Origin of the sequence: Archangium sp. (genome assembly GCF_036388035.1) — a bacterium.
In the GTDB taxonomy this organism is placed as follows: domain Bacteria; phylum Myxococcota; class Myxococcia; order Myxococcales; family Myxococcaceae; genus Archangium.
On record NZ_DASVSO010000073.1, the window covers coordinates 1 to 1654 of the forward strand.

The 1654-nt window shown below is 70.4% G+C and carries 2 protein-coding genes; both read left to right on the plus strand.

Annotation, left to right across the window (positions count from 1 at the left end):
- Window positions 1–59: 59 nt before the first annotated feature.
- Window positions 60–1205 carry a mannosyltransferase family protein gene (locus VF697_RS03200; protein ID WP_331091988.1) on the plus strand — a complete coding sequence of 382 codons (1146 nt, stop codon included), beginning with the start codon at window positions 60–62 and terminating at the stop codon, window positions 1203–1205.
- 179 nt (window positions 1206–1384) lie between these two features.
- Window positions 1385–1654: hypothetical protein (locus VF697_RS03205; RefSeq protein WP_331091989.1), on the plus strand; the 270-nt coding region annotated here is incomplete at its 3' end.

The window sequence follows — 1654 nt, forward strand, 5'->3', positions numbered from 1 at the left end:
CGCCCGCGTGCTGCGCCTGGAGGCACTCGGAAGCACCCATTAGCAGTAGACTCCCGCCCATGAAAACCGGGGGCGACTGGAGTTCCCTGCGCTCGGCGGGGTGGGCCTTCCTCGTCTCCCGGGCCCTCGTGCTCGCGCTCGTGCTGGTGGGGCCGGTGCCCTCCAACCGCCCGCCCTGGCCCGGGTTGCGCAACGAGGGGCTGGCTCCCGGTGCGGGGCCCGCGCTCTCGGAGCTCGCGGTGCGCGGAGACGGCGAGTGGTACGTCGGCATCGCCGAGAAGGGCTACGAGGCCGTCCCCTTCGACGTGGCCCGGCAACACAACTGGGCCTTCTTCCCCTTGATGCCGCTGCTCATGCGCGCGGCGGGGCAGGTGACGGGGGAGGTGCGCGTCACGGGCATGGTGCTCTCGACGGTGCTGCTGCTGCTCGGGCTCGTGCTGCTCCATGAGCTGGCCCTGGCGCTCGGCCTGGAGGAAGCGGCGGCGCGCCGGGCCGTCCTGTACACGGCGCTGTGGCCGACGAGCATCTTCTTCTCGCTGCCCACGACCGAGTCGCTCTTCCTGCTCCTGTGCGTCGTGAGCTTCTGGGGGGCGGCCACGGGGCGGATGTGGCTCGCGGGCCTCGCGGGTGCGCTCGCCTCGGCCACGCGTCCCAACGGGCTGCTGCTGTTGCCAGCGCTCGCGCTGCTGTACCTCGAGCGCAAGCCGGGACGCCCTCGCCGCGATGCCCTCTGGCTGCTGCTCGTGCCGGTGGGGTTGCTGGCCTTCGCCGCGTTCCTGCACGCCCTCACGGGCAACGCGCTGGCGTTCAGTGACATCCAGGTCCGCTGGGGACGCGCTCCCGGGTTCTTCCTGAGCCCGCTGTGGAGCTACCTACGGCGACCCTGGGAGGTGGCCGTGCCCTGGAACTTCAAGCTGCTCAACTTCGCCGCCTCGCTGGTGGGGTTCTGGGCGGTGGGGTTCTGGGCCCGGCGCAGGCGATGGGCGCTCTCCGCCTACGTGCTGGTGGGCCTGCTCGTCCCGCTGTCCACCCAGTCCGTCCAGTCCCTCGCGCGCTTCGTGATGATTGCCTTTCCGGTGTGCCTGGCGCTCGGGCTCGTGGGGAAGCGCGAGCGCGTACACGAGGGACTCATGGTGGTACTCACGGCCCTGTTCGTCATCGTGACGCTCGGGCTCGTCGCGGGTTACACCTTCGCGCTCACGTGAGCCGAGGGGCCCTGTCAGCGGAGGCCCGAATCGACGACGTCACGACCCCGTCAGACATCACCTGTTCATGACGTCCGCATTCCTGAGTGCTCGTGAAGGACCGGGGCTTCGGCCTCGTTTCATCCCGGCCCAGGCCGGGTAACTCGTGCGCAGGGGGAACGATGTCTCCGATATCCGGCGTGAAACATTTCACGTGGGGCTCCACCTGGCTGCTTCTGGCGGCCGTGGGTCTCCTGGGAGTGCCGGCACTGGCGCAGAACACGCCCACCCCTCTGGCGACTCCCGCCCCGCAGGCCGCTCCGGCGTCCCCTCCTCCGCTCGACGCCAACGCGGAGCGGGTCCTCACGGACCTCCGAAACCAGCTTGCCGCGCACAGTGGGCGGCTCGAGAAGTTGCTCCGGGAGCGCACGGCTCTCACCGGGCAGCTCGGAAAGCTCTCCTCGCAGCTC